This is a genomic window from Leifsonia sp. 10N434 (assembly GCF_056394405.1).
In genome coordinates this window covers 199,838-221,728 of the sequence record NZ_JBFTHV010000005.1, presented here as the reverse complement: position 1 = coordinate 221,728, position 21,891 = coordinate 199,838, and the positions used below count along the sequence as shown (strand labels likewise).

Annotated in this window: 20 protein-coding genes; 13 read left to right on the top strand and 7 right to left on the bottom strand. The window is 69.6% G+C overall.

Translation table 11 applies throughout. The features are described from left to right. Nucleotides 1–4 precede the first annotated feature (4 nt). The 5 genes from AC1DB1_RS14665 (at nt 5) to AC1DB1_RS14645 (ending at nt 5,136) form a co-directional block, all read left to right on the top strand. Nucleotides 5–1,363, top strand: a complete 1,359-nt coding sequence (locus AC1DB1_RS14665) for a Calx-beta domain-containing protein (protein ID WP_477201323.1) — start codon at nt 5–7, stop codon at nt 1,361–1,363. A gap of 155 nt (nt 1,364–1,518) precedes the next feature. Continuing rightward, nucleotides 1,519–2,538, top strand: coding sequence for an ABC transporter ATP-binding protein (locus AC1DB1_RS14660; RefSeq protein ID WP_477201322.1), 1,020 nt, complete (start codon nt 1,519–1,521; stop codon nt 2,536–2,538). Continuing rightward, a complete protein-coding gene (locus tag AC1DB1_RS14655; RefSeq protein ID WP_271175787.1) occupies nt 2,535–3,278 on the top strand; it encodes an ABC transporter permease in 744 nt (247 codons plus the stop codon). Before AC1DB1_RS14660 ends, AC1DB1_RS14655 begins: the two co-directional genes overlap by 4 nt. A 59-nt stretch (nt 3,279–3,337) precedes the next feature. Beyond that, nucleotides 3,338–4,525: a sensor histidine kinase gene (locus AC1DB1_RS14650; RefSeq protein ID WP_477201321.1), complete on the top strand. Its 1,188-nt coding sequence runs from the start codon at nt 3,338–3,340 to the stop codon at nt 4,523–4,525. Continuing rightward, a complete protein-coding gene (locus tag AC1DB1_RS14645) occupies nt 4,522–5,136 on the top strand; it encodes a response regulator transcription factor (RefSeq protein WP_271175785.1) in 615 nt (204 codons plus the stop codon). The genes AC1DB1_RS14650 and AC1DB1_RS14645 overlap by 4 nt, the downstream gene beginning before the upstream one ends. A gap of 10 nt (nt 5,137–5,146) precedes the next feature. Here AC1DB1_RS14645 and AC1DB1_RS14640 read toward each other — a convergent pair whose 3' ends face one another. Further along, nucleotides 5,147–5,353, bottom strand: coding sequence for a DUF3073 domain-containing protein (locus tag AC1DB1_RS14640; protein ID WP_271175784.1), 207 nt, complete (start codon nt 5,351–5,353; stop codon nt 5,147–5,149). A gap of 146 nt (nt 5,354–5,499) precedes the next feature. Between AC1DB1_RS14640 and AC1DB1_RS14635 the strand changes: the two genes are divergently transcribed. After that, nucleotides 5,500–6,573 (top strand): NAD(P)-binding domain-containing protein, encoded by a 1,074-nt coding sequence (locus AC1DB1_RS14635; protein ID WP_477201320.1) that lies wholly within the window; start codon nt 5,500–5,502, stop codon nt 6,571–6,573. 30 nt (nt 6,574–6,603) lie between these two features. On the opposite strand, the gene AC1DB1_RS14630 is transcribed toward AC1DB1_RS14635, so the two are convergent. From AC1DB1_RS14630 to AC1DB1_RS14605, 6 genes are all read right to left on the bottom strand, one after another. After that, nucleotides 6,604–7,464, bottom strand: a complete 861-nt coding sequence (locus AC1DB1_RS14630; protein ID WP_477201319.1) for an alpha/beta fold hydrolase — start codon at nt 7,462–7,464, stop codon at nt 6,604–6,606. 74 nt (nt 7,465–7,538) lie between these two features. Then, nucleotides 7,539–9,560, bottom strand: a complete 2,022-nt coding sequence (locus tag AC1DB1_RS14625; protein WP_477201318.1) for a glycogen debranching N-terminal domain-containing protein — start codon at nt 9,558–9,560, stop codon at nt 7,539–7,541. Nucleotides 9,561–9,568: 8 nt separating this feature from the next. Beyond that, a complete protein-coding gene (locus tag AC1DB1_RS14620; RefSeq protein WP_477201317.1) occupies nt 9,569–10,348 on the bottom strand; it encodes a Type 1 glutamine amidotransferase-like domain-containing protein in 780 nt (259 codons plus the stop codon). After that, entirely contained in the window at nt 10,345–11,262 is a 918-nt protein-coding gene (locus AC1DB1_RS14615; protein WP_477201316.1) for a carbohydrate ABC transporter permease, read from the bottom strand. Before AC1DB1_RS14615 ends, AC1DB1_RS14620 begins: the two co-directional genes overlap by 4 nt. Beyond that, the gene (locus AC1DB1_RS14610) at nt 11,259–12,437 is read right to left on the bottom strand and encodes a carbohydrate ABC transporter permease (protein WP_271175778.1); all 1,179 of its coding nucleotides are present in this window, start codon (nt 12,435–12,437) and stop codon (nt 11,259–11,261) included. Before AC1DB1_RS14610 ends, AC1DB1_RS14615 begins: the two co-directional genes overlap by 4 nt. Nucleotides 12,438–12,455: 18 nt before the next feature. Continuing rightward, nucleotides 12,456–13,706: a sugar ABC transporter substrate-binding protein gene (locus AC1DB1_RS14605; protein WP_271175862.1), complete on the bottom strand. Its 1,251-nt coding sequence runs from the start codon at nt 13,704–13,706 to the stop codon at nt 12,456–12,458. 484 nt (nt 13,707–14,190) lie between these two features. On the opposite strand from AC1DB1_RS14605, the gene AC1DB1_RS14600 reads away from it, so the two are divergent. From AC1DB1_RS14600 to AC1DB1_RS14570, 7 genes are all read left to right on the top strand, one after another. Further along, the gene (locus AC1DB1_RS14600) at nt 14,191–15,240 is read left to right on the top strand and encodes a LacI family DNA-binding transcriptional regulator (protein ID WP_477201315.1); all 1,050 of its coding nucleotides are present in this window, start codon (nt 14,191–14,193) and stop codon (nt 15,238–15,240) included. A 54-nt stretch (nt 15,241–15,294) separates the two neighbouring features. Beyond that, nucleotides 15,295–15,891, top strand: a complete 597-nt coding sequence (locus tag AC1DB1_RS14595; RefSeq protein WP_271175776.1) for an antibiotic biosynthesis monooxygenase — start codon at nt 15,295–15,297, stop codon at nt 15,889–15,891. Nucleotides 15,892–16,219: 328 nt separating this feature from the next. Continuing rightward, entirely contained in the window at nt 16,220–17,086 is an 867-nt protein-coding gene (locus AC1DB1_RS14590; protein ID WP_477201314.1) for a DUF4097 family beta strand repeat-containing protein, read from the top strand. Beyond that, a complete protein-coding gene (locus AC1DB1_RS14585) occupies nt 17,083–17,715 on the top strand; it encodes a PadR family transcriptional regulator (RefSeq protein ID WP_477201313.1) in 633 nt (210 codons plus the stop codon). The genes AC1DB1_RS14590 and AC1DB1_RS14585 overlap by 4 nt, the downstream gene beginning before the upstream one ends. A 259-nt stretch (nt 17,716–17,974) precedes the next feature. After that, on the top strand, nt 17,975–20,158 hold the full coding sequence (locus AC1DB1_RS14580) for an APC family permease (RefSeq protein ID WP_271175861.1): 2,184 nt from the start codon (nt 17,975–17,977) through the stop codon (nt 20,156–20,158). Between the two features lie 35 nt (nt 20,159–20,193). Then, the gene (locus AC1DB1_RS14575) at nt 20,194–20,994 is read left to right on the top strand and encodes an SDR family NAD(P)-dependent oxidoreductase (RefSeq protein ID WP_477201312.1); all 801 of its coding nucleotides are present in this window, start codon (nt 20,194–20,196) and stop codon (nt 20,992–20,994) included. A gap of 96 nt (nt 20,995–21,090) precedes the next feature. Beyond that, nucleotides 21,091–21,849 (top strand): MerR family transcriptional regulator, encoded by a 759-nt coding sequence (locus tag AC1DB1_RS14570; protein WP_477201311.1) that lies wholly within the window; start codon nt 21,091–21,093, stop codon nt 21,847–21,849. Nucleotides 21,850–21,891 lie beyond the last annotated feature (42 nt).

The following is a 21,891-nucleotide window of genomic DNA, read 5'->3' as shown; positions in this document are numbered from 1 at the left end:
CGCTGTGACACGTCCGAACGCCAGCCTCCGCGCGGCCTTCGGGATCGCCGGTGCGAGCATCGTCCTCGCCGTGTCCGGCGTGTCGATCCTCGGTCAGGCGGTCGCTGCGGCGGCCATGCCGAGCTCGCCGTCCTCGTCGTCCGCATCTTCGCCAGCTCCCGCGACTACCGCGCCCGTGACCACTCCGAGCGCGTCGCCGACCTCCGCCCCGCCGGTGACGCCCTTCGTCGACTGCCGCGCCGACGCCGCGATCGACGGCGCGGTCGGCACCGGTGGTGACCCGTTCACCGCACGGACGCTGATCCTCGGCTACCGCAGCACAGCCACCTCGCCCGTGAAGCTGACCGCCGGCGGAACCACGAACGCGCTCGTGCCGGGCGTCGCCGACCGCGGCCAGCCGGAGACCTTCGCCCCCGGCGAGCATCACGGCGTGTGGTCACTGACGCTGGACGCGGGAGCGCCGCCCGCGACCTGGCAGCTCGGCGGCGCGAGCGCACTCCTCGACGGCTCGGCGCCCGCGTGCTCGACGGTCACCACCGTCGCCCTGTCAGCACCGTCGACGGTCGCCCCCGGCGGGCTCGTCAGCGTGACGGCCGCGGTCTCCCGGATGCAGCTGAGCGCACCATCGACCGGACACGTCGAGTTCCGTGTCGATGCCGGCCGTGCGGTCGAGGTGGAGGTCGACGAGCAGGGGATCACGCGCACCGAGCTCGCTGCGCCGACGGCTGGAAACCACACCATCGAGGCGACGTTCGTGCCGCCCGCGGGCTCTGACCTGCGTCCATCGCACGCCGCCGGCGACCTCACCGTGACCGGGGCGGCGGGCCCATTGTCGGTCTCGGCTGCGCCGGTCGCTTCGGATGCACGTCGCGCGACGATCACCGTGAACCGGGCGAGCGCCGCCGGCACCGCCTCCGTCGACGTCGTCACCGCAGACGGGACGGCTCGCGCCGGAAAGGAGTATACGGCGACCCGCGTGACCGCGACGCTGGCGGACGGGCAGCGCTCCGCGACCGTCACCGTCCCCCTGGCGACGCGCCCCGCCGGAGCACCGGCTGCTTCGTTCTTCGTACTGCTGCAGCGGGCGACGACGGACGTGGCGACGGCGGGCGCGACGGTGTCGCTCCCCGGCGTCGCCGCTGCGACCGCGCCGTCGGCGACCCTTCCGGGCGCATCCGTCGGCGGTTCGGGAACGGGCCACGACTCCGTGCTGCCGGCAGCCGACCCGACGGGCAGCGCGCCGGCCGCGAACGTCGGCAACGACTTCATCCTGATGCTCGGTGCCGCGCTGCTCACGGCGGGCGGCATCCTCGGCGTCGTCGGCCTCGTGCGGTTCGGCGGCTCGCGCAACGCCGCGACCTAGCGCCACCGTTCGAACCGTGCGCATTCGCACGACCCACCGGGCGCGTCGTGCGAAAAGGCACGATCCTCCCAGGCGGCCCGGCCATGACAAATGTCACCCCGGAAACCTGACGGACGCTCTGAGTGCCGGGCGGCGCATCCGGGCACGCTGAGAAGGTGAATCAGACACCTGCCATCCAGCTCACCGACCTGCGGAAGTCCTTCGGCTCGCTGCAGGCCGTCAACGGGGTGAGCCTCACCATCCAGCCCGGCGAGGTCGTCGCCCTGCTCGGCCCCAACGGCGCCGGCAAGTCCACGACCATCGACCTTGCGCTCGGGCTCGCGCATCCGACGGCCGGCACCGCCGCGCTCTTCGGGGAGCAGCCGCGTTCCGCCATCGAGGCCGGACGGGTGGGGGCGATGCTCCAGGGCGGCGCCCTGTTGCCCACTCTGACCGTCGCGCAGTCCGTCGCGCTCGTCGCCTCGGCACACCGGCATCCGCTGAGCGTCGCCGAGGCGCTCGAGCGCGCGCGCTGCACCGAGATCGCGCGCCAGAAGGTGAGCAAGCTCTCGGGCGGCCAGATGCAGCGGGCCCGCTTCGCGGTCGCCGTGGTCTCCAACCCCGACCTGCTGTTCCTCGACGAGCCGACCGCCGCGATGGACGTGGAGGCCCGCCGCACGTTCTGGCAGTCGATGCGGGAGTTCACCGACGAGGGGCGCACCGTGGTGTTCGCCACGCACTACCTCGACGAGGCCGACGCCTACGCCGACCGGATCGTGATGCTCAGCAAGGGGCGGATCGTCGCCGACGGCACCCCGAACGAGGTCAAGGCCGTCGTCTCGGGGCGCCGTATCCGGGCGAGCGCCGAGTTCGCCTGGTCGGCTGCCGTCGAGGAGTCCCTGCTTCGCCTGCAGGGGGTGCGTTCGCTCGATCACCGCGGCGACCAGTTCACGATCGTCAGCGACGATTCGGATGCCACCCTCCGGTCACTGCTCGCGACGCACGACGACATCCACGACATCGAGGTGACCGCCCACACCATGGACGACGCGTTTCTCGCGCTCACCGAGGGATCCGCCGCTCTGGCAACCTCGGACGACCAGACGGCGGCACTCGCCGCTGCCCCCGACGACACCCTGGCCCCCGCGACCACCGCGGCCCCGGAGACCACCCTTGCGAACGGAGCCACGCGATGAGCATCGCCTACCTCGGACTCGAGTCCCTGCGCCAGATCAAGAACGCCAGAGCGATGATCTTCACGCTCGCCGTCCCCCTCGTGATGCTGTTCGCGTTCGGCGGCACCTTCGGTGGCAACGGGCAGTTCGACAGCGTGACCAAGCTGCCGTGGATCGTCGTCACGACCATCCAGGTGGCCGGCTACGGCGGGATGATGGCGGCGCTCTCGCAGGCCTTCAACATCGTCACCGAACGGTCGATCGGCTGGAACCGTCAGCTGCGCATCACCCCGCTGAGCGGGACCGGCTACCTGCTGTCGAAGCTCATCACCGCCATGCTGATGGGCCTGGTGTCGATCCTGGTGATCTTCAGCGTCTCGGGCATCCTGTACCACTCGGACCTGCCGTTCATGAACTGGCTGATGGCCGGCCTCGGGCTGTGGTGCGGTGTCATCCCGTTCGCGTTGATCGGCATCCTGATCGGTCAGTTCGCCAAGCCGGAGTACGCCCAGCCGCTCTTCATGGCGGTGTTCATGGGGATGGCGGTGCTCGGCGGACTCTGGATCCCGCTGCAAATCTTCCCGGCCTGGGTGGCGGACGTGGCGCAGGTGGTGCCGTCGTACTGGCTGAATCGCATCGGGCAGATGGGCGCCCACGTGAGCGGCGACATCCTCACCCCGGCCGTGGTGCTGCTCGGCTGGACGCTCGTGCTCGGGCTGTTCATCGTGTGGCGCTACCGCCGGGATGCGGCCCGCAGCTGACCGGATCGCCACCGATGCGCGCCCCGTCCGCCTCCGCCCGGCGGTCTACAGTTGAAGCCATGGATGTGGTCGCCACCGAGCAGCCTCGGCGGCCCTCGGTTCTGGAGAGCCGCTGGGAGACCGCCCGCGCGAGGATTCTCAACCCGCAGGCCAGAGGATGGTACATCGGAGCGTCGTTCGGCCTGCTGTACCAGGTGCTGACGTTCATCGCGGTGTGGAGCTCGGCGGTCTCGCCGGCCATGAAGATCGTCACCAGTGTGCTGCTGCTCGTGTTCTACGCGGCGTTCATCGTGATGGCGCCGCTGTGCTGGGGCGCACCCCGGCGCACGCGCATCCTGGCCGTCGTGCTGCTCTGGGCCGGATCGCTGGTGTTCTTCTTCCTGATGGGGAGCACCGCGTTCTGGCTCTCGGCACTGGTGGCCGTTGCCGCGGGCGCCGTCTTCGACGAGTTCGCCCTGATGGCCGTGGCGACGCTGGTGCTGGTGCTGCCCCCGATCGCCTATGGGATCGTCACCGGATTCAGCGATTCCGCCGCCTTCTCGGCGATCGTGACCTTCTCGGTCGCCTCGATGATGTTCGGCCTCAACCGGCAGTTGTCGACCGTGCGGGAGCTGCGCGCCGCGCAGGTCGAAGTGGCCAGGCTGGCGGTCGTCGAGGAGCGCGCCCGGTTCTCCCGCGACATGCATGACGTGCTGGGGCACTCGCTGACGGTGGTGACGGTCAAGTCGGAGCTCGCCCGGCGGCTGGTGCCCATCGACCCGGCGCGCGCGGAGGCGGAGCTCGCGGACATCGAGCGTCTCTCCCGTGCGGCGCTCGCCGATCTGCGCGGCGCGGTGGCCGGCTACCGCGAGATGAGCCTCTCGACCGAGCTCGCGGCGGCGCAGGCCGGGCTCGCCGCCGCCGACATCGCCGCCCACCTGCCCCGCAACGGCGACTCCGTCGACCAGGGGCTGCGCGAGCTGTTCGGCTGGGTGCTCCGCGAAGGGGTGACCAACGTCATCCGGCATTCGGGGGCCCGCAACTGCTGGGTCACGGTGACCGCCGACAGCCTCGAGATCGACGACGACGGGCACGGGATGGCCGCGGTCGGCGCCGTCGGAGCAGAGCGGGCGCCGCTCGTGGCCGCCGTCTCCGGCAGCGGGCTCGACGGACTGACGGCGCGTGCCCGCGAGGTGGGCGCGCGCGTGCTGGTGGGGCCGAGCGATCGCGGGGGCGTTCGGCTGACCGTACGGAAGGGAAAGGCGTGACGGAGACCATCCGGCTGCTGCTGGCCGACGATCAGGCGCTGGTGCGCGGCGCGCTCGCTGCGCTGCTCGACCTGGAGCCGGACCTCGAGGTGGTCGCGCAGGTCGGCCGGGGCGACGACGTGGTGGATGCCGCCCGCGCCTCGGCCGCGGACGTCGCGCTGCTCGACGTGGAGATGCCGGGACTCGACGGCATCCAGGCGGCGGCCGCTCTGCGCGCGGCGGTGCCGTCGTGCCGATCGCTCATCGTCACGACGTTCGGCCGGCCGGGCTACCTGCGACGGGCGATGGAGGCGGGAGCATCCGGATTCGTGGTCAAGGACACGCCGTCGGACCGGCTCGCCGACGCCGTGCGGAGGGTCGCCGCGGGGCTGCGCGTCGTGGATCCGACGCTCGCCGCGGAGTCGCTCGCCTCGGGCAGCTCCCCGCTCACGCCGCGCGAGACGGAGGTCCTCGTGGTCGCCGGGCGCGGAGGGACGATCACCGATATCGCGCACTCGCTGCACCTCAGCGAGGGGACGGTGCGCAACCACCTCTCGAGCGCGATCGGCAAGACGGGCGCGCGCAATCGCTCGGAGGCGGCGGGGGTCGCCGCAGAGAAAGGCTGGCTGTGATCAGCGAGCGCTACGCGCGCTTCGGCTGGTCTTCGTCTTCGTACGTGTCGCCTTTATAGCCCTCGGGCTCGTAGTCGGCCCACGCAGCGTACTGGTCGTCGTGATGAGAATGTCCGGTGAGCTCCCGTTCGAGCGCGTCGTAGTTCACATCAGGGCTGAACGACTTCAGCTCGCGCGCGATTTTGGTGTGCTTTGCCTTTTGACGGCCGCGCCCCATGCGTGACCCCCTTACGGTGCCAGGCCGGGTGGGCAATGAGCCACCCGGGAATCCGAACAGGAACAATGAAAACTAGGGGCTAGTTTAGCATGTGGTGCCTGGGGAACCCCGGGTTCACGCACAGCGAGAAGTGATGGGATGAGCGCGTGACCACGACGAGGACCGACACCCAGGTGGTGATCGTCGGAGCAGGCCAGGCGGGCCTCGCTGTCGCGTACTACCTGCGGCGGTTCGAACTCACTCCCGGCGCCGATTTCATCATCTACGACAGGGGTCCGTCGACGGGTGGCGCCTGGCAGCATCGCTGGGACGCCCTCAAGCTCGGCAGCGCCCACCACGTGAATGATCTTCCGGGAATGTCCGAGCTCGGCTTGAGCTTCGAGACGGCCGATCGCTCGCTGCCCGCGCGCGACATCGTGGCCGGATACTACCGGCGGTATGAAGAGCACTTCGGCCTCGACGTGCAGCGCCCCGCCACCGTCACGAGCATCTTCGACCGCGGGGCCGACCTGATCGTGGAGCACACCCGCGGCGAGACGGGGGCCCGGATGGTCGTCAACGCGACCGGCACCTGGGGCGCCCCGTTCGTGCCGTACTACCCGGGGATGAACACATTCAGGGGCAGGCATGTGCACACCTCCTCCTATCTCTCCGCCGAGGAGTTCGCCGGGCAGTCGGTCGTCGTGGTCGGCGGCGGCACCTCTGCGATCGGCTTCCTCCTCGAACTCGAGAACGTCGCCGCACGCGTCACCTGGGCCGCGCGACGTCCGGTGGAGTTCAAAGACGAGTCGGAGCTCACGATCGAGGGCGGTGTCGCCGCGGTGGCGGCGCAGGATGCGGCGGCTCGCGCCGGAGCGGCGCTCCCGTCGATCGTCAGCGGCACCGGCGTGCCGAAGACCCGGCGCATCGCGGCCGGCATCGAGCGCGGGGTGCTGGTGGAACGGCCGATGTTCACGGCGATCGAGGAGGACGGCGTGCGCTGGCCCGACGGCTCGTTCACCGAGGCCGACGCGATCATCTGGGCGACGGGCTTCCGCCCCGAGCTGCGCCACCTCGCACCGCTCAGGCTGCGCGAGAAGTCCGGAGGGCTGACGGTCGCCTCCGGCGCCTCGTGGCAGGACCCGCGGATATTCCTGGCCGGGTATGGCCCGCAGGCCAGCACGATCGGCGCGAATCGCGCGGGCCGCGTGATCGCCCGCCAGATCATGGCGCAGCTCTAGCGCCGTCCGGCGCCGTTCGTCGTCGCTTGATCACTCGCGCAGGAACGCCACCAGCGCATCGGTGAGCTCGACCGGAGCATCCTCTGCCATGTGGTGACCCGACCGGATGCCGCGTCCCCGCACATCCGTCGCCCAGTCGCGCCAGATCGGGAGCGGGTCGCCGAACAGGTCCTCCAGGTCGTCGTCGAGCGACCACAGCACCAGCAGCGGTGTCCCGACCTTCCTGCCCGCGGCACGGTCGGCCTCCTCGGCGGCGCGATCGACCGTGAGTCCCGCGCGATAGTCCTCGAGCATGGCGCGCACGACCTGGGGTCTGTTGACGGCCGCCCGCCACTCGTCGTAGTTCTCCTGCCCCATCCGGTCGGGATCACCGTGGTACCAGCTGTCGGGATCCGCCAGGATGACGCGCTCCGGCGTCGCGGGCTGGGCGAAGAAGAACCAGTGCCACCAGGCGGTCGCGAACTCCGGCGTGATGCGCTCGAGGTGCTCGACGATCGGCAAGCAGTCGAGCAGCGCGACCCGCTCCAGCGACTCCCGATGGTCGAGCGCGAGCCGCAGGGCCACGTAGCTGCCGCGGTCGTGCCCGACGACGGCGAACCGCTCGTGGCCGAGCCGGTGCATCAGGGTGCGCAGGTCGCCGGCCATCGCGCGCTTGGAGTGGGCCGTGTGGCCGGGCGTCGGCTCGGGCCCGAGGGAGGCGCCGTAACCGCGGAGGTCGGGGACGACGACGGAGTAACCCTGCTCGACGAGGGCGGGAGCGACGCGGTGCCACGTCGAACCCGTACGCGGATGCCCGTGCAGCAGCAGCACGGGCGGGCCATCGCCCCCGTGCCGCACGTGGATGACCGCGTCCCCCACGCCGATGTCGGCGACCTCGAATCCCTCGAACATCGCCCCAGCATCCGCCTGTCCGTCGCGCTCCGCCAACCCGGAATCCCGGAGCCGCCACATACGACGAACCCGGTTCAGCTGCGCGTGACCACGCCGTCCTCGTCGACAGCGAGGTTCACGACCTCGCCGCCGAACCGCAGCCCCTCGACCTCGATCGTGCCGACGCCGGGGATGGGGTCGACCGTCAGTGTGCCTGCTTGCGCATCGCCGACGAGACCGAGGCGCGCCGTGAGCACCGCGACCGCTGCCGCGGCCGACCAGGCCTGCGGGCGGCACGCGGCAGGGTACGGGATGGGCGACGCCGTGTCCGACGTCGAATCACCCGAGTGCAGCTCCGGCATCCGGTAGTGGAAGCCCTCGGCCGCGCGCAGCAGCCCGTCGGCCAGTTGCTCGGCCTCCGCGCCGAACCCGTCCCGCGCCAGCCCGGTGATCGCGATCGCCGTGTCGTGCGCCCAGACCGAGCCGCCGTGGTAGCTGAGCGGCCAGAATCCGGCGGAGTCGCTGGACATCGTGCGCAGACCGTAGCCGGAGTCGAGCTGCGGCGAGACCAGGCGCTGCGCGACCAGCGCCGCGTGCTCATCGTCCAGGATGCCCGTTCCGAGCAGGTGCCCGAGGTTGCTGGTGACCGTGTCGACCTTGCGCTTCGAGGCGTCGAGGGCGATCGCCGGATACGGGCCGGCCGGGTCGGCGATCCAGAACGACGCCGCGAACCGCTCCTTCATGCCGGCGGCCCATGCGCGCCACTCGTCGGCTCCCGGGCGACCGAACGCCTCGAGCAGCGCCGCGCCGCCGACAGCGGCCTCGTAGGCGTACGCCTGCACCTCGCAGAGCGCGATCGGGCCGTCCGCGAGCGTGCCGTCGCGCCACTGGATCGAGTCGCCCGAGTCCTTCCAGCCCTGGTTCGCCAGGCCGTGCCCCGTCGTGTCGACGTATTCGAGGAAGCCGTCGCCGTCGCTGTCCCCATAGTCGCGCATCCAGGCGAGGGCTGCTTCGAGATTCGGCAGCATGGCCTCGACCTCGGACGCGGGCATGCCCCACTTCCAAGCGTCGTGCAGCAGCACGACCCAGAGCGCGGTCGCGTCGACTGTGCCGTAATAGAGCGGAGGCAGCACCACGCCCTCGCCAGGGATCGTGAGGGCGGCGGGGCGCAGCTCGTGCATGATCTTGCCGGGCTGCTCGGCCGTCTCGTTCACGACCTTCGTGCCCTGCAGCGCGGCCAGGATGCGCAGAGTCGACGCAGCGATGTCGGTGCCGAGCGGCAGCAGCATCCGGGCCGCCCAGATGGAGTCGCGGCCGAAGAGGGTGAAGAACCAGGGAGCTCCGGCGGCGAGGAAGACGTCGTCGGGCCGCTGGGTGGTCGACATCCGGAGACCCTGCAGGTCGCCGAGCGCCTGCTGCAGCCAGGCCGCGAGGCGGGAGTCGCCCGTGGAGGCGCTGACCGCTTTCCAGGCCGGCGATGGCGCGGCGCCGGCGACGACCGCCGACGGGTCGTCGACCTCGAGCTGCCAGACGAGGGTCGCAGACGAATGCGCTGCCACCTCGACGGACCAGCTCAGCGTCGCATCCGCGTCGCCGACGGTCACCCCGGCGTCGGAGGCCGTGAGCGTGGCGGTCACCGCGCCCGACGTGAAGGTGACGCCATCCGGCCCGGCGACGGCGCGCACCGGATGCTCGCTGCCGGTGAGTCCCGCCTTGACGGATTGCATCGGCGTGAAGTCGGCGCGGAGCGCGATCCCGACCTGGGTGCGGATGGCGGTGCCCAGCGCGTTGCGCAGCACGATGGTCTCGGTGATCCGGCCGGCGCGCACCTCGCGGCGGCGGTCGATGCGCACGCGCGGGTCGGCGGAGGCGTCGTCGATCGCCCGCGCGAGCGACGTGAAGACCGCGGTGGCGGCATCCGGCGTCGCGGTGGCGATGTGCTCGGTGCGGCGGCCGCCGACGGTCAGCTCGATGCCGTCGAGCACGCGCACGTCCGAGTGGTAGAACCCGTGGATGCCGTGTCCGTCGACGGTTCCGTCAGCCGTCGACCAGGCCTGGCTGGGAGCGGTGAGCACCACCACGCTGTCGTGGAGCAGGGGTTGGAGCGGGGTGGTCATCGTGGCGTTCACGCCTCCTGGTAGCTGGGCTGGTCGGTGGGGGATGGGGAAGGGGCTGCGTCGGCCAGGAGGCGGGGCGTGACCCGCGTCTCGTCGACGACGCCGTCGGCCGCGTCGACGCGCCAGGCGTACTGTCCGGCGCGCTCGGCCACGACATCGACGAGGCTCGCGTCTTCGAAGACGAGCCCGACCCCTTCGTCGAGGGCATAGCCCGAGGGGATCGTGCCCGCGGCGATGGCGGCCTGATGTGCGATGCGGCGGTTCGGGTCGGAGTCGTAGTGCACGCCCAGCGAGCCGGGCAGCAGTCGCAGTCCGTCTGCGACGGCGCTGATCTGCGGGCCGAACGATGCGGTCGTGCCGCCGCTGTGCCAGCAGAGCGCGCCGGCGGAGCCTCCGGCCAGCACGACGCCGGCGCGCCACGCCTCCGCGAGGATCGCGTCGAGACCGTGCGCCCGCCAGACGGCGAGGAGGTTCACCAGGCTGCCGCCGCTCACCCAGATCACGTCCTGACGCAGCACGTGCTCGCGCAGGTGCTCGATGTTCGGGTGCGGGAAGAACCGGATGTGCGACGCGTCCACGCCGGCCGCACGCGCGGCTTCGAGTTCCGTGCCTTCGATCGAGCGCTGGTCGCCGCCGGCGGTGTTGAGGTGCGCCACACGGGGAGCACGCCCTTCGACGTGCGCCAGCTCGATCGCGTGCAGCAGGAGCGGACCGTAGACGGCGTCGGTCCAGGAGCCCGGATTCAGGCCGCCGCAGGTGGCCACGATGGTCGGTCGTGCGGCGGTCACTCCTTCACCGCCCCCTCGCTCGAGTTCATGATGCGGCGCTGGAAGATGAAGAAGAGCACGGCCACCGGGATCGTCATGATCGCGGCCGCGGCCAGCTTGATTGGGTACTGGTTCCCCTGGCTGAGCTGTCCGCTCGCGAGACCGGCGACACCCTTGGTCAGGGTGGTGAGGGCCGGGTCCTGCGTCGAGATGATGAAGTGCGCCAGCTCGTTCCACGAGCCCTGGAACGACAGGATCACGATGGTGATGAGGGCCGGGCGCGCCATCGGCAGCACGATCGACCAGAACACGCGGAAGGTGCCGGCGCCGTCGATGCGCGCCTGCTCCTCGACACTCGGCGGGATCGACTCGAAGAAGTTCTTCATGATGAAGACCCCCGCCGCATCCGTGAGCAACGGGATGATCATGCCGGCGTAGGAGTCGTAGATGCCGAGCTGGTTGATCACCAGGAACTTCGGGATGAGCAGGGTCACCATCGGCACCGACATCACGGCGACCAGGGCGGCGAAGATGACGCCGCGCCCGCGGAAGTGGAGGCGCGCGAGGGCGTAACCGGCGAGGGAGTTGAAGAACACGCGGCCGAGCGTGACGACGATGGTCACGATGACGGAGTTCTTGAACCAGGTCGGGAAGTCCGAGTTGAGGAACAGCTTGGTGTACGCGGCGGTGGTCCAGGTCTGCGGGATGAGCGAGACCGGGTTCGCCGTCGCATCCGCGTCGGTCTTGAAGGAGGTCGCGATCTGGATCAGGAACGGCATGATGTAGACGATCGCGATGACGATGAGGATCGCGTAGGTGATCGACGTCGCCACGACCGTGCCGGTGGAGCGCTGGCGCTTCTGCGGGCCGCCGCGGTAGGTCAGGGCCGGGTCGCTCGTGGCGCGGGCATCCGCCGGCTTGGCTGCGATGGTCATCCGATCGTCCCTCGTCCGTTGAGTGCCTGTTCGGTGGCGACGCCTGCAGCGACCTTCATTCCCGGACCGTCGCCGCCGCGGCCGCCACGGGAGCCGCCGTCGGTCGGGATGCCGTAGCGGCGCATCCGGCGCTTGGAGACCGGGCGCTCACGCAGCGCCCAGCGCTGGAACAGTGTGAAGACCACGATGATCACGAACAGGATGAACGCGATCGCGGCGCCCTGGCCCCACTCCTGGTTGGTGAAGGCCGTCGTGTACGACAGGTAGGCCGGCGTGAGGGTCGTTTTACTCGGTGCGCCCTTGGTGCCCGTGTAGATCTGGTCGAACACCTGCCAGCAGCCGATGAGACCGAGTGTCAGCACCGTGAAGAGGGTCGGGCGCAGCTGCGGAAGCGTGATGCGCCAGAAGCGCTGCCAGCCGTTGGCGCCGTCCATCATCGCTGCCTCGGTGATGTCGCCGCCGAGGTTCTGCAGGGCGGCGATGAAGAGCAGCATGAAGGTTCCGCCGGTGGTGAAGACGGCCAGCAGCACGAAGGCGCTCATCGCGACGGACGGGCCGCCCAGCCAGTCCCACCACGAGACCCCGAGGAAGGTGTTCTGCGTCAGTGCAGCCGGCCCGGAGGTGACCCCGAAGATCTCGAGGAAGTTGTGGAAGATGCCGTCGGGGTCGTTGAACCAGTTGGGTCCGTTGATGCCCAACCAGGAGAGCACCTCGTTGACGGCGCCGGTCGCGCCGAACAGGAACAGCCAGAGCACCGTGATGGCGACCGAGCTTGTGACCGACGGGAAGTAGAAGGCGGTGCGGAAGAAGCCGCGCCCGCGGAGGATCGCGCGGTTCACCATGACGGCGAGGCCGAGGGCCACCGCGGTCTGGATCGGGACGACCAGCACGACGTACCAGGCGTTGTTCTTCAGCGACAAGCCGAAGTCCTGCTCGGCGAGCCCGCCGCCGGCGAGGAGGGTCTGGTAGTTCTTCAGCCCGACGAAGTCGACGTCGGAGGAGAAGGGGCTGCCCCGGCCGCCCCAGTCGGAGAAGCTCACCCAGAGCGCCATGAGCACGGGGATGAGGAGGAAGACGCCGAGCAGGATGATGACCGGGGCGGTGAACAACCACCCCGAGGCGGCCTCGCCGCGCCGGATTCCGGAGCGACGAGACCGACTCGTGGTTTTCGACATGGTTGCGGTGACCGTTCCTTACTTGAGGAGCGCTTCGAGGTTCTTCTGCGTCGTGTCCAGGATCGCCTTCGGGTCACCCGTCTTCAACGTCTCGAGCTTGCTGTTGAGGTCGGTCACGACGTCGGCCGAGCCCTTCGCGGTCGGCACGCCCTTGGCGTAGTCGGCGGCGGTCAGGAACGGGACGAGCGCCGGGTTGGCCGACTTCCAGTCGTCAGCAGCCGACTTGATCGACGGCATCGGGCCGAACGCCTTCGAGAAGGCGAGCTGGTCGTCTTTGCTGGTCAGCTTCTCGACCAGCTTGAGCGCGGCGGCCTGGTTGGGGCTGTCTGCTGCGATACCCCAGCAGTTGGTGAACTGCAGCGTGCCGTTGCCGGCCGGGCCCTTGGGGAGCTCGACGACCTTGTACTTGATGTTGGGGTAGTCCGCCTGCATGGCACCGGTGATCCAGTTGCCTTCGATGGTCATCGCGGCCAGACCCTTGCCGAACGCCTCGCCGCCCCATCCGGCGCCGAGGTCCTTGGCGTACTTGAGGTCGCCGTCGTTGAGCATCTTCTTGACCTCGGTGAGCGCCTGCACGTTGGCGTCGCTGTTCGCCGTGGCCTTGGTGCTGTCGTCGTTCATCAGGTTGCCGCCGGCCTGGGTCATGAACGAGCCGATGCGGGCGTACTCACCCGAGATGCCGAGACCGACCGTCTTGGCGGTGGTGAGCTTCTTCGAGACGGACTCGAGGTCGGCCCAGGTCTTGGGGTAGTCGGCGTCGGTGAGTCCGGCGGCCTTCCACAGGTCGGTGTTCACGACGAGCTGCAGCGTCGAGAAGTCCTTGGGCGCGCAGTAGAACTTGCCGTCGTAGGTGAAGGACTTCACGAGGCTGGGGTAGAAGTCGTCTTTGTTGGTGAGCTGGTCACCGTACGCGAGCAGCGAGCCGTTGGACGCGTAGCCGGCCAGCGCATCCGTCGACAGGTAGAAGACGTCGGCGGGCTTCTTCGCTGCGAACCCCTGGGAGAGCTGCTGGTTGAGGTCGCTGGCGGCGACGACGGACGCCTTGGTGCCCGAGCTCGACGCCCAGTCGGAGACGGCCGACTTGACCGCCGCGGTCTCGGCATCGCCGCTGGAGCCGATCATGACCGTGAGGGCCTTGCTCGACGAGGTGAGCTTGCCGGTGGAGTCGCTGCTGCTTCCGCTGAATCCGGAGCCGCAGGCGGTGAGGGCGAGCGCAGCGGCGACGGCGACGGCGCCTCCCGCGAACCAGCGATGGGTGCTTCGTTGCATTGTTGTTCTCTCCTTGGTGTGAGTGCGCCGGGTGAGCGGGCGCACGAGGGGGTGGGTCGACGAGGTCGGGAGGGCGCTGCCGTTGCCGGTGGGCGTGCCGCTGCCGGTGGGGGTGCCGCTGCCGGAGGGCGTGCCGGTGCCGGTGGGCGTGCCGCTGCCGCGGGGGGTGCCGGTGCCGCCGAGGAGCCGGGGGGACGGGCTGCTCTCGGGGGCGGAGGACCGGGCGGGGAGGGACGCTGCGCGCGTGGCGTGCATCAGACCTCCTCTGGTCGCGGTACGGGGTTTGATCGATCAAATCAGCCAGTGCTACGGTGCTTTTGAACGATCAAATTGGGGCGCTGCCACCATAGTCACGCTTTTCGGAAGGTGTCAAGCGGTGCCGGATGTATCGTTCTACTCAGCTTTGAACGATCAAAGCCGCCCGCCGGAGCGCGAGCGGTGCAGGATGGCCCGGACGATGGGCGGAAACCGCGGAGGGAGGCGCATGGGAGCCCAGCCGACGATCAGCGATGTCGCCGACGCCGCCGGCGTCTCACGGCAGACCGTCTCCAACGTACTCAACGCGCCCGATGTGGTGCGGCCGGAGACCCGTGAGCGCGTGCAGCACGCCATCACGCACCTCGGCTACCGCCCGCACGCCTCGGCCCGCCGGCTGCGCACGCAGAAGAGCTCGACCATCGGCATCCGGCTCGATCCGATCACCACCGACGGCATCTCGGGCAGCATCCTCGACCGGTTCCTGCACGCGCTCACCGAGCAGGCCGACCGCAAGAACCTCCGGATGCTCCTCTTCACGGCCACAGGACCCGAAGACGAGATCGCGCAGTTCCAGCGCCTCAGCGAGGGCGCCGACGTGGACGCCTTCGTGCTGACGTCCACGTTCCACGGCGACCCGCGTACGGAGTGGCTGATCGAGCACGGGCAGTCGTTCGTCACGTTCGGACGTCCATGGGGGATCGACGACATGGCCGACCCGGAGCACCTCTGGGTCGACGTCGACGGATGCCACGGCCTGCGGGAGGCGACGACGCATCTGCTGACGACCGGCGCACGACGGGTCGGCTTCATCGGCTGGCCGACCGGGTCGGGCACGGGTGATGACCGCCGCCGCGGCTGGCTCGAAGCCATGCGGGAGGGCAGCGGTCTCGGCGACGCGGAGCTGCGCACCCTCGAGGTGGCGGCCGAAGACGGCGTGAACGACGGAGCGGACGCGATGCGCCGCCTCGAGAAGGCCGCCGGCACGGTCGACGCCGTGGTGTGCGTGAGCGACTCGCTGGCGCTCGGTGCGCTGATGGCCGCGGGAGGGCGCATCCCGGTCGTCGGCTACGACAACACACCAGTTGCGGCGTCCATCGGATTCTCGAGCGTCGAGCAGCCGCTCGACGAGGTGGCGGCCGGTGTGCTCGAGCTGCTCACGGGCGCGCATGGCGGCCGCGTGAGGCCGGGCACCGAGGTGACCGATCCCCGCCACCGTCTGGTTGCGCCGCGGCTGGTCGTGCGCGAAGGTCCGTCGGTGATCGCGGCGGCCCGCTGACGGTCGCCCGCCCCGCGAAATCTGCCGGTAATCCCGATCGGCGACAATTGATGCATGCCTCCACAAGAGACTCTCGAGGACGCGCCACGAGCGCACCGCCTCCCCGTCACCGTATCCATCACCCGTCGCGTCGATGAGTCGCGCCTGCCCGAAGTCACGCACTGGGTTCAGGCGGGCGTCAACCTCGCCAACAGCTACGACGGCTTCCTCGGCTCCGGCTGGGTGCGGGCCCGCCACGACTCCGACGAGTGGCACATGCTCTACCGCTTCGCCGATGCCGCAACGCTCGAGGCCTGGGAGGCCTCCGAGGATCGCGCCGGCTGGCTCTACGACGGCCGCGAACTCGTCGAGGTCGCCCGCGTCGAACGCCGCACGGGCATCGAGGGATGGTTCGACGCTCCCCAGCCGGGCGTGGCTGCTCCGCCGCCCCGCTGGAAGCAGGCCGTCACGATCTGGCTCGGCTTCTTCCCGCTGTCGCTGGCGTTCACCTACCTCACGGTGTACCTGGTCCCGGGCTGGCACCAGCTCTGGCCGCTGGCGACGGTGCTGATCACCACGCTGTGCCTGACGCCGACGATGACCTACCTGCTGCTCCCCTTCGTCACCCGGATGCTGCAGCCCTGGCTGCAGCGCCCCCGCGGCCGCCGCTAGTTCCACTAGCGTCGCGCCGCGCATCCCGTTTCGCCGACCGCCGCGCATCCTCATTTCGTTGAGGGGTGGCAAATCGGGGCTCCTCCGGCGTGTTTAGACGCATTCGCCACCCCTCAACGGAAGCGACCGACGGGCCGAGGGGGCCGGCGGTCGGGGGGAACCCTGAGGCGACCCTGAAAAAGGGGCGGGATGGGCGTGTGGGGGTTGCATGCCCGGCATACGCGATATATCTTGATCTTGTCAACAACGCGATATATCGCGAATCCCGAAATCGAATCATCGAGGGTCGCCCAGCGCGGCACCGCAACAGGCAACCAGGAGCACACCAATGGCACAGGACAAATGGCTGATCGAGCCGGGCGACAGCAAGATCATCGACGTCGAGCTGGTACGCCAGCTCAAGGTCGGATTCATCGGCGGTCAGATCGACATCATCGGGCATGACGAGCCCGGCGCGCGCATCGAAGTCCACTCGGTCTCAGGGCGTGACCTCAAGATCACCGTCGAAGGCGATCGACTCGAGATCGACCACCCGCAGCTCCGCTGGGACAACTTCATCGAGGTCTTCAAGTCGATGCGCAGCAACGCCAAGGCCGATGTCAGCGTGCTCGTGCCGCGCGACGTCGCCCTCAAGTTCGGCATCGTCTCCGCGGACGCCCTCGTCTCCGGCCTTCGTACCAACGCCAAGCTGAGCACGGTCTCGGGCGACCTCGTGGTCGATGGACTCACCGGCGACCTCGAGCTCAACAGCGTCAGCGGTGAGCTCTCGGTGCGCAACCACACCGGCCGGATCTCGGCCCACACGGTCTCCGGCGACGTCATCGCCACCGGTGACATCCCTCGGTTCAGCGTCGACGGGGTGTCGGCGGACGTGCTGGTCGACATCAGCGGAACGCCCGACTCCATCTCGACGAACACCGTCTCGGGCGACGTGACCATCCGGATGCCCGACGCCGTCGGCGCCCGCTTCCACGTGAACACCGTCTCCGGCAAGATCCAGCTCGACAACGTCTTCATCAACTGGATGCCCGGCCGCACCTACACCGGCACGGCCGGCTCCCTCGATGGATCGTGGGCCGACGTGAACGTCAACTCCGTCTCCGGCGGCGTCTCCGTGCTGCGCAGCAGCGCGGCCGCCTCCGCTGCCCAGGGCGCGGGAGCGCAGAACGACGACGGCCAGGGAGCGTCGGCATGACCCCGGTCTTCGCCCACGGCAGCCTCCGTCTCTACCTGCTGAGCCTGCTCGCCGAGTCGCCGAAGCACGGGTACGAGCTGATCCAGGCGCTGAGCGACCGCTTCGGCGGAACCTACAGTCCGAGCGCCGGCACCATCTATCCGAGGCTGGCCAAGCTCGAGGAGGAGGGCCTCGTCACGAAGGCGACGGAGGGGCGCAAGACCGTTTACGCCATCACCGAAGCCGGCCGCGCCGAGCTCGCGGATCGTGAACACGAACTCGACGCCATCGAAGACGAGGTCACCGACTCGGTGCGCCGTCTGGCCGACGAGGTGCGGGCCGGCGTGAACGAGGCCATGCGCAGCCTGAAGGCCGACCTGGCGTCGGCCGCACGCGAGGCGCGGCGCGGCGGCGGTGTCAGCGGCGACGCCCACCAGGAGTTCCGGCAGGAGTTCCGCGACACTCGCCAGGCGGCGACGGCGTCGATGCGCGAGGCCGAGGCGGTGCTCAACGACTTCCGCCAGCAGCTCCGCACCGACATCCGGTCGCAGGCTGCCAGGGGGTCGCTGCCCGCCGACGTGGTGCCGCAGCTCAAGTTCGAACTGGCCCGAGTGCGCACGAGCATCCTGGAGGCGCTGAACAACCGCTGAACGATCACTGAAACGCTGGTGAGGCACCGAAAAGCGCCCCCAGAACGGGGTCTCAGCAACATACGGCAAAAGCGCGTCCGACTCTCAGGGTCGGGCGCGCTTGCGCTGTGCACCGCGCCAGGACGCGGCGCGCGACATCGGCTCCTATCTATTACAGAGCTGCAACGTTCGGGGCGGGCGACGCGCCGACTTGACAGTGGATTGGCAGCGAGTAGTCTCGACCCTCGTGACAAATGAGGGGAGATCCCCGAAGCGGTGGTTGATCGGCGACCCGCTTCCGAGTGAAAAACTCGAAGGACAGCTACTCCCGAAGCACCTCGCCCTACCCATTTTCGCCAGCGACGCACTTTCGTCTGTGGCGTACGCGCCGCAGGAACTGCTGATGATCCTGCTGCTCGGCGGGCTCGCGTTCCTGACCTTCGCGCCCTGGGTGGCCGCGGCGGTCGTCGTACTGCTGGTGACGGTGGTCCTCTCTTACCGGCAGCTGGTGAAGGCGTACCCCTCCGGCGGTGGCGACTACGAGGTCGCCCACAAGAACCTCGGCGAGAAGGCCGGCCTCGTCGTCGCGTCCGCTCTGCTGGTCGATTACGTGCTGACCGTGGCCGTGTCGGTCGCGTCCGGTGTCGACAACATCATCTCCGCGCTCCCCTTCCTCGGCGACTGGCGCGTCGAGCTCGCCGTGCTCTTCGTCATCGTGATCGCCGCGGTCAATCTGCGCGGCGTGCGCGAGTCGAGCAAGGCGTTCGCCATCCCGACCTATCTCTTCATCGGTTCGATCTTCCTGATGATCGTCACCGCGCTGATCCGCACCGCGTTCGGGGACGCGCCGGTCGCCGAGTCGGCGCAGTACAGCGTGAACGCGGCGAACCTCGGGCAGGCGGCGATGATCCTGTTGCTGCTGCGTGCCTTCTCGAGCGGCTGTAGTGCGCTGACCGGTGTCGAAGCGGTCGCCAACGGCGTGCCGGCATTCCGCACACCCAAGGTCAAGAACGCGCGCAAGACACTGGGCCTGATGGGCGGCATCGCGATCGTGCTGTTCGCCGGCCTCACAGCGGTCGCCCTCATCAGCGGCGTGCACTACGCCGAGAACCCGTGCGACCTGCAGGGCTGGGCCGAGTGCGCCACGTCGCCGCAGCGCAGCCTCATCGCGCAGATCGCCGCCGCGACCTTCGGCAACAACTCGATCCTGTTCTTCGTGGTGCAGGCGGCGACCGCCGTCGTGCTGCTCCTCGCGGCCAACACGGCCTTCAACGGATTCCCGCTGCTCGGCTCCGTGCTGGCACGCGACTCGTACGCGCCCAAGTCCCTGAACACGCGCGGCGACCGCCTCGTCTACTCGAACGGGATGATCGTGCTGGCGCTCGCCGCCACCGTGCTGCTGCTCGTGTACCGCGCGAACCTGACCCAGCTCATCCAGCTCTACATCATCGGCGTGTTCGTGTCGTTCACGCTGGGCCAGTCCGGCATGGTCAAGCACTGGATCAGCCTGCTGCGATCCGGAAATGTGCCGTCGGGCGAGCGCTCGAGCATCGTGCGCAGCCTCTGCATCAACGCCTTCGGCGCGTTCCTCACCGCGGTCGTACTGATCGTCGTGACGATCACCAAGTTCACCCATGGCGCCTACCTGGTCTTCATCTTCATGCCGATCCTGTGGCTGCTCATGCTCGGCGTGAACCGCTACTACCGCGACGTGGAGAAGGAGATCGAGGTCGACCCGGTCACCACCTTCGGCAGCCGCGGCGACCACGCCATCGTGCTCGTCGGCAAGATGCAGAAGCCGGCGCTGAAGGCGCTCGACTATGCGATCGCGGCCAGGCACGACTCCATCGAGGCCGTGCACGTGTCCATCGACGACGAGTCGACGGAGCACTTGCAGAAGCAGTGGATCGAGCAGAACATCCATGTGCCGCTGACGATCATCGAGTCGCCGTACCGCGACTTCGGCATCCCGCTGATCAAGTACCTGAAGCACCGCCGCGAGGAGCACGGCTCTGAGGTCGTCACGGTGTACCTGCCGCAGTACATCGTCGGCCACTGGTGGGAGTCGCTGCTGCACAACCACCGCGCCCACCGCATCCGTCAGCAGCTGATGCTGTGCCACGGTGTGACCGTCGCGCTCGTGCCCTGGCTGCTCGACTCGTCGTCGCTCATCTACGGCCGGCGTTCCCGCCCACTGCCTGGTCAGGACCGCCGCGGCGAGCCGGTGCGGCCGGTCGCGCGCCGACCGCTCGAGCCGGCGTCGAAGACGACGGGTCACACGCACGGTCACGGTGCACGTGGTGCCGGCTCCGCCACCGGTCCCGCGGTCATCCCGGTGGTCACCGGAACGCCGGTGAACGCAGGCCAGACCCCGGCGTCGCCGTCGGGCACCGGCGGCTCGCCGATGCCCGGTGAGAAGCCGCCGACGGAGACGAAGAAGGTTCCGGCGCGCGCCAAGCGCTGAGTGCACGCCATCCGGACATCGCGAGGGAGCAGCAAATGACGACCGATACCGTCCACGAACGCGAGGCACGGGCGGAGTCGCCGTTCAGCCTCGCCGGATCGACCTCCCTGGTAACGGGTGCAACCCGCGGGCTGGGGCGTGCGATCGCCGTCGAGCTCGCCCGCGCGGGCGCCGATGTCGCTCTCGGGATGCGCGACCCCGGCAACGACGGCGGCCTGGTCGCCGAGCTCGAGGCGTTCGGGGTGCGCGTGCTGGCACTCCGGATGGACGTGCTCGACCTCGACGGCAGCATCCACGCCATCCGGGAGGCCGCCGCGGCGTTCGGGCGGCTCGACATCCTCGTGAACAATGCGGGCGGCGGCATCAGCGAGCCGGCGATCGACGTCACCGAGGAGCACTTCGATCGCGTGTGGGCCCTGAACACCCGGGCGCCGTTCTTCCTCTCGCAGGCCGCGGCGCGGCTGATGCGCGAGTCCGGCGGCGGCGCCATCGTGAACATTGCGTCGCAGGCCGGCCTGGTGGCGCTCCCCGACGAGGCGTCGTACTGCATCAGCAAGGCGGCGCTCGTGCACATGACGCGCTGCCTCGCCGTCGAGTGGGGCGAGTACGGCATCCGGGTCAACGCGGTCGCGCCGACGTTCATCGAGACGGACGGCACCAGCGAGGCGCTCTCCGATCCGGCGTTCAAGGCCGACACGATCGAGCGGATCGCCGCGCTGCATCGCATCGGCGTCCCGCGCGAGGTCTCGGGTGCGGTGGCGTTCCTGTGCTCGCCGGCGGCTTCGCTGATCACGGGGCAGACGCTCGCGATCGACGGAGGCTGGACGGCGCGCTGAGCGGGGCTCGCGCCGCGCGCATCGAGCTGCGCGCTTGACCTTGACGTAGCGTCAACCTCTACCGTGGGAATCACGACCACGAGAGAGGAGGCGACGATGGACTGGTCCATCCAGGACATCGCACGGCTGGCCGGAACGACCAGCAGGACGCTGCGTCACTACGATGACATCGGCCTGCTCCCGCCCAGTCGCATCGGCGCCAACGGCTACCGGTACTACGACCGGGGCGCTCTCGTGCGGTTGCAGCGCATCCTGCTGCTCCGCGACCTCGGGCTCGGCCTCCCGGCCGTCGCCGAGGTCCTCGAGAACCAGACGGATGCGGCTCCCGCACTGCGTAACCACCTCACGTGGTTGCGTGACGAGCGGGAGCGGCTGGCGCGGCAGATCGCGTCGGTCGAATCGACCATCCACGCCATGGAGGGAGGTGAAGAGATCATGGCAGAAGACATGCTCGACGGCTTCGACCACACCCAGTACAAGGATGAGGTCGAGGAGCGCTGGGGCAAGGAGGCGTACGCGCGCTCGGACGCGTGGTGGCGCAGCAAGTCACCGGCGGAGAAGAAGGAATGGCAGGAGCTGCAGAAGCGACTCGCGGCCGACTGGATCGCCGCCGCGACCAGCGGTGCGGCACCCGACGGCGAGGCCGCGCAGGCGCTCGCCCAGCGGCACTTCGACTGGCTCGCGGCCATTCCGGGCACCCCGGGAAGCGACGCGAACGGCCCGACCAGGGGCTACCTCGTCGGCCTCGGCGAGATGTACGTCGCCGATCCGCGCTTCGGCGCGAACTACGGCGGCCAGGCCGGTGCGGAGTTCGTCCGCGACGCGCTCCGCGTCTACGCGGACCGCAACCTCTAGGGTTGCGCGCGCTCAGCCGAGCCCGCCCGCCGACCCCAACCG